This window comes from Okeania sp. SIO2F4 (assembly GCF_010672385.1).
In the GTDB taxonomy this organism is placed as follows: domain Bacteria; phylum Cyanobacteriota; class Cyanobacteriia; order Cyanobacteriales; family Microcoleaceae; genus Trichodesmium.
In genome coordinates this window covers 2,196-8,491 of sequence record NZ_JAAHGT010000389.1, presented here as the reverse complement: position 1 = coordinate 8,491, position 6,296 = coordinate 2,196, and the positions used below count along the sequence as shown (strand labels likewise).

Sequence of the window (6,296 nt, the reverse complement as noted above, 5' to 3'; positions counted from 1 at the left end):
TCTTGTAGGGGGGTGTGGAGAGGGGGAAGAGGGGGAGGAGGGGGAAGAGGGGGGAGTCAGAATCTTGGGGTGGATTTATCAAAAAAATGTCTAATTCAATACACTATTTCTGAGAAAAAAGCTGATTCAAGACTTAAGCATAACTGACTGCCTTTGTCAAGTTTTATGTTAAGAAAGATGTTTATAAAGCATAGTTCTTTTAAGAAGGGGTAATTATTAATTATTAATTGTTCATTGTTAATTACTGAAAGGAGTCAGGAGTCAGTAGCTAGAAAGGAGTTTTTCGGTAACTAAATCAGAATAAATAGGTATAATCTGCACTATTGTTTTGGCTAAAAATTTACAATTAGTTGAATTTCATACCGTGTTTCAGCAACGCCGCTCTGAGAAGTTATAGTCATTTCAAATGAAACCCTTTCAAGGCAAGAAAGACTCGTCTCAATCTAAACTGAAATGACTATATGCATTCTTCAGGTTGGGTATTTCAAGATGTTAACTTTCATAAATTTCTAAAGGTAATTGATCTGGGTCTGGAAAGAAAGTAAAACGCTTGCCAGTTATTTCATCAATCCTAATATCTTCTACTTCTATACCTTGGGATTTCAAATAATCAACAGACTCATCAATATTATCTACTTCTAATGCTAAATGTCTCAGACCACAAGCTTCTGGGCGAGTTAATCTTTTTGGCGGGTCAGGAAATGAAAATAATTCTATCTGATTACCATTACCTACACGCAAATCTAACTTATAAGAATTGCGTGCTTTTCTCCAAGTTTCTTGAATAATTTTACAGCCTAAAATATTCACATAAAAATGCTTGGAATTTTCATAATCAGAGCAAATAATCGCAACATGATTAAATCTTTTAATTTTCATCATAAAAATTCGTTCAATAATTAATAATTAACAATTAATAATTAACAATTACCTCTTCTTTTCAAGAAGAGGATTGATTAAAAGGGAAATTTTTTTCTCCTCTTGGTCGATTGGATATGGTTAGGTAACCCATCCATCCCATCCTACGGAATTATCCGCTTTCCGACCGCTCTCTTGGTCGATTGGATATGGCGAGGAAACCTCGCCATCCCTCGACCGCTTTTTTCTCCTTTAAAGGAAAAGCTTTAAACCCTTATTTTTCGGTAATACCAAGTGTAAAAAAAAATAATATTACGAATAAGCTTGAGTGTTTAAAGGAGTTGATTTGAATGTTTATTTGAATAAAAAAAATAGGATAGCTATAAAAAAAACTTGAGATTCTATTCCTTCTGACTCGGTCTTCGGTCTTCGGTTATCCTGAGCAATAACCTAACTATTTCTAGTAAACATTTATCAGACTTGGTATAAGTGGGAAACCAGCTCGTAGTCAAATATGCTATAATTTGCTATAATTGATGATGGAGACAAAGACCTTTGAATCATGGTGAGACTATCGTTATCTAATAAACGCTGAAATGCTTTGAAGTGCGGAATTTAGATATACCATACTCCCCTATGTTTTAGGTCTAATACTTTTAACTTTTGAGTTTTGCTTTCCAAGCAGCGGTTGACAACCTTCGCGATCGCATTTTCCCTTAACAATAACCTCATAACTTTCAGCATGAAGTCCTGGAGGTAACTGATCTAATCGTATATTACTAAAAGTTTCCCATTTTATATCAACGATAGCACTACAGTTTTGACAGCAAAAATGATGATGGGGTTTAACATTGGCATCATAACGAGTCACTCCCTCCTCCAGTAATACTTCCTTAACTAAACCTACTTCCCGTAATACAGTTAAAGCACTATAAATAGTTGCCTTAGAAGAAATTGGTAACTCGCGGTTTACCTCACTCAGAATTTCCTCAACAGTTGGATGGTCTGAACGAGACAGAAGATTGGCATAAACTGCAAATCGCTGAGGAGTAATTCTTAGCCCTTTAGATTGCATTTTTCTCTGAATCTCTGTTGTAGTATAGTTGTTTTTCATTATTCTCAAGTTATTAAATATATTTTCAACTAATTAATAATTTTAACATAATATAATTGCTTCTTAATCAAGAATTAATATTTAACTTGACATTTTCTTAAATCAGAATTATTCTTAGAAATAACTACCAACTACCATAGAGAGGAAAAAATTATGGACTTGTCCAACTCTAACACCAGCAAAAATTTGTCCGATGCTTTTGCAGGAGAATCAATGGCTAACCGTAAATATCTCTTCTTTGCCGAAGTTGCCAAGAAATTAGGCATGGAAGATTTAGCCAAACTATTCCGGGAAACAGCTAATCAAGAAACCCAACACGCTTTTTCTCACTTTCGCCTGCTTCATCCTGAATTAGTAGTAGATAACCCATCTACCCTAACTGAAGAGCAAAAAAAAGCGATCGCCTCTCGTTGTCTAGAATTAGCAATTGAAGGAGAGACCTACGAATATACAACCATGTACCCAGAATTTGCCGAACAAGCACGAGTAGATCGTGATAGTGGAGCTGTTGCAGAATTCAAAGAGCAAGAAGAAGAGTCCCGCGAACACGCCACCATGTTCCGTCAAGCAGCTCATAAGTTTGGTTTACTTACCCACATTGAAAACCACCATGCTAATCAATATACAGAAGCTCTCGAAGGTCTCAATGGTGTTGCACCCAAACAAAAAGTTGTTGGTAGTAAATGGATCTGTCGTGTATGTTCAATGATTTACGATCCAGTTGTCGGCGACCCGGACTCTGGTATTGCTCCTGGCACCCCATTTGAAGAAATTCCTGAAGATTGGTCTTGCCCTATTTGTGGAGCGCAAAAGAAATCTTTTGTTCCTTATGAAGAGGGAGTTGCGGCTTAAGTATTGATCGGGACTTACGCAGTAGCGCTATATATGCTGTATTATTTGGAGATTATTTCAGATATTCCCAGTACAATTAGTGCCTTTGCGTAAGTCCTGTTTATATCAAAGCTGATTTATAAAGACACTTTAAAGAAGGTCTTTCCGAATTAAAATAGAGATTTAAGACAAAAGCATTACACATTTAGTAACACCCGTTAAATTTATTTAGTTTAGTATAATAGACCTCTGGTGGAAAAGAGGGAGTAGTACGGACGTTGCATGCAACGTCCGTACAGAGTAGGGAGTAGGGGGAAAGAATTGATGATTTATCCGTATGGGATTGATTTGATTTTTGATGATCGCGCCTATGTCTAATAAAGAAAAATATATCCAAGCGACCTGAATGATTCAGACTCGAACCTCATCAAACCCCTACTACCTAAACCCAAAGGGTGATTAACTGTTAAACTTAAACCGTAGAAAATAGTTGTAAAATTTACAAAAGTGTTGTAATATTAAATAGGTAACAACAAATGATCAAAAATAGCAAGTGAATGCGACTTGTTGATAGACATATTATTAACCGAACACATCAGTATTGGCGAGTTTGTGATGAGTTAGCCTTTAAGTCGAAAAACTTGTATAACTTGGCTAATTATTATTGTCGTCAGCATTTTTTCACTTTTCTCAAAAAGTCTGGATTTAACTAAACTGTACCACGCCACCAAAGATAGCGATGCCGATTAGCATTACCAATGGTGTTTTCTATGTACAACGAAGTGGATGTCAATGGGAGATGATGCTCCATGATTTGCCACCTTACACTACTGTGTACAAATATTTTCAGAAATGACAACGTTGTGGTTTATGGCAGCAAATGTACGACAAAATTTCCCAACAACTACACAGTGAATTAGGAAAAGGTGAAGACTCTAGCGTTGCGATCGCCGATTCTCAAGCAGTCAAAATAACGGAAAAAAATCCTCGCTCTACGGTTTCAATGGTAGTAAAAAAGTTAAAGCGCGTAAACGCCATGTTGTAGACTTATTTTGAATTATTACAGCCTTTTCTGGAGGTATCTATTTTTATTAGAGGTAATTAAGGGAAAATAATATAATTATGAAGTCGCTTAGTTGAGCCGATCGCTCCTTTTATTTATTGACATTCTGTAGCAAGCGAGATATAAATATTTTAATTCAATTCATATAATTTAGGAGTAATTAATGGGATTTCAGCGATTCATAACAAAATCTATTTCACGATTTATATTTTCTCTAGGATTAGGCATATTATCACCGATTTTTAATCCTATTCCTACTATTGCTGCTGAAAAAATAATAATTGCTGTTCCCGATATTAATATCAAAGATCCAATCGAAATTTATTTACCAGCTTTTCAAATTAAAATACCAGTCCAATCTCTCGAAAACTTTGCCAAAGAAGGTGAATACACAGATGAGTTTATTCTTTATTCGGAACTATTAAAAGATGAAATAAAGGACTTACAACAACTTTTAAAAAAGCAAAGACAAGAGCTAAGGCAACTTTTACAAAAGGATTTTGATGTAGCTCCTAGTATTGTCAAAGGATTTCTAGAAGAGCCAGCAGGAAAAGAAGTACTAAAACGTTTAGGTAAAATCATCCAAACTGGAGAAGATAAAAATGGTAGTGAAGCTCTCAAAATAGCTTTTGAATTAGCTGTTGCCGAGCCGGATGGTTTAACGATTATTAATTTGCTGAAAAAATTTCCCGGAGATATTTTTATAGAACTTCAAGAAGGTATCAATTTAGTTGATGAGTTAACAGAAAGATTTGTTGAAGAAAATAGGATTGTAACAGAACTACAAAAACAAGCAAAAAAGGTAGCAGTTTCTGAGACTCGACGGAATTTTAAGAATTTACCAGATTTAAGAAAACCAGGGAATACAAAATGGGAAAAACAATCTTTGACCTTTAGAAATCCCAATCGCGATCGCTTTTCTCCAGCAGATATTTATCTGCCTAATATTTCGGGAAATCAATTAATTCCTGTGGTAGTAATTTCTCATGGTTTAGGTTCAGATTTGAGTAGTTTTGTCTATCTTGCTGAACATTTAGCATCTCATGGTTTTGCTGTAATAGTACCGGAACATATTGGTTCAAGTGCAGAAAAACTTGAAAGCATATTTGCAGGTTTTAGTAGACCTGTAGATGGAATGGAATTTATTAATCGCCCACTAGATATTAAGTATTTGCTAGATGAAATAGAGAAAAAAATAGGCTCCGATCCGAGATTGCAAGGTAGACTAAATTTGCAACAGGTGGGAGTATTAGGTCAATCTTTTGGTGGTTATACAGCTTTAAGTCTTGCAGGTGCTCCCCTCAACCTAGAACAACTCCGAAAAGATTGCCAATCTGAAGACACTAAGTCGATCTTAAATTTATCCCTATTATTACAGTGTCAAACTATTAATTTACCAGGGAAAATGAACAAAAATTTAGGAGATGAACGTATCACAGCAGCTATTGCAATTAATCCTGTTAGTAGTGGTGTATTTGGAGCTGGAAATAAAGGTATTAGTGAAATTCAAATACCTATGATGATTGTTGCTAGCACTCAAGATCTTTTTGCTCCACCAGTTCCAGAGCAAATTTATCCATTTATCAGCTTAACTACTCCAGAAAGATATTTAGTTATGAGCAAACCAGCAACTCATTTTTCATTTATTGCTGAAGCAGAAGAAACTTCTACTTCTACTTCTATAGAACTACCAAAACAATTAATTGGTCCTGACCCGAATTTGGCTTATCCCTATCTTCAGGCATTAAGTTTAGCATTTTTTCGAGCTTATCTTCAAAATCAATCCCAATCATTGCTATATTTAAGTCACTCTTATCTCCAATATCTCAATCAAAAACCATTTACTTTTAGTTTACTGAAGTCTCTTACAGAAGAGGATATACAAAGAATAATTAATAACTTTTCTGAATAAGTTACGGAATAATTAATAATTAATAATTAATAATTAATAATTAATTCATTCAGGTTGAAAGCTTCCTCTTTCAAAGGGAAAAAAAGAATTTTTTTTCTTCAATCCTCAATCCTATCCGTTTTAGGGATAGGTAATTATTAATTGTTATATCATGTCTGGATAAGAGCGCGATAGAACGACCTTCCGCTTACGCGACCGAAAAAACTTATTTTTAGTTGATTTTTAACAGAAGTATTTTATCTACCCAATTGGAGGGTGCTAGATCTGCTTTTGGCTGACTGCCGATCGCTAACTAGCTGAATGCTGACTAAGTAGTTTCTGGAATTGGAAAAATTTCTCCCTTTAAATAAGCATCAAAATACTTCTTAAAATACTTTTTGAAAGAGGGAATAGGGAGTAGGGAATAGGGAATAGGCCAGAAATATTTATTCTGTCAGTTTGACCACATTAACTTGGCATCTACTGTCAGTAGTCAACCTTGACTTAAGTAGTTTCTGGAATGGGAAAAATTTCTCCCT

7 protein-coding genes are annotated in these 6,296 nt (G+C 35.0%); 5 read left to right on the top strand and 2 right to left on the bottom strand.

Features of this window, described 5'->3' with window-relative positions; all coding sequences use genetic code 11:
• Positions 1-492: 492 nt before the first annotated feature.
• Together gloA2 and F6K22_RS22500 are read right to left on the bottom strand one after the other, a co-directional pair.
• Positions 493-882: an SMU1112c/YaeR family gloxylase I-like metalloprotein gene (gene gloA2, locus F6K22_RS22505; RefSeq protein ID WP_483244155.1), complete on the bottom strand. Its 390-nt coding sequence runs from the start codon at positions 880-882 to the stop codon at positions 493-495.
• Positions 883-1,492: 610 nt separating this feature from the next.
• Positions 1,493-1,972, bottom strand: a complete 480-nt coding sequence (locus F6K22_RS22500; RefSeq protein WP_293102938.1) for a Fur family transcriptional regulator — start codon at positions 1,970-1,972, stop codon at positions 1,493-1,495.
• 153 nt (positions 1,973-2,125) lie between these two features.
• Here F6K22_RS22500 and F6K22_RS42370 point away from each other — a divergent pair, with 153 nt between their 5' ends.
• From F6K22_RS42370 to F6K22_RS22475, 5 genes are all read left to right on the top strand, one after another.
• The gene (locus tag F6K22_RS42370) at positions 2,126-2,824 is read left to right on the top strand and encodes a rubrerythrin family protein (protein ID WP_363274165.1); all 699 of its coding nucleotides are present in this window, start codon (positions 2,126-2,128) and stop codon (positions 2,822-2,824) included.
• 536 nt (positions 2,825-3,360) lie between these two features.
• Complete coding sequence (locus tag F6K22_RS22485; RefSeq protein WP_293102935.1) at positions 3,361-3,516, top strand: hypothetical protein; 156 nt, start codon at positions 3,361-3,363, stop codon at positions 3,514-3,516.
• A 26-nt stretch (positions 3,517-3,542) separates the two neighbouring features.
• On the top strand, positions 3,543-3,659 hold the full coding sequence (locus F6K22_RS42365) for a transposase (RefSeq protein WP_363274163.1): 117 nt from the start codon (positions 3,543-3,545) through the stop codon (positions 3,657-3,659).
• Positions 3,660-3,683: 24 nt separating this feature from the next.
• A complete protein-coding gene (locus F6K22_RS22480) occupies positions 3,684-3,848 on the top strand; it encodes a hypothetical protein (RefSeq protein WP_293102932.1) in 165 nt (54 codons plus the stop codon).
• 181 nt (positions 3,849-4,029) lie between these two features.
• The gene (locus F6K22_RS22475) at positions 4,030-5,778 is read left to right on the top strand and encodes an alpha/beta hydrolase (protein WP_293102930.1); all 1,749 of its coding nucleotides are present in this window, start codon (positions 4,030-4,032) and stop codon (positions 5,776-5,778) included.
• Positions 5,779-6,296: the final 518 nt, after the last annotated feature.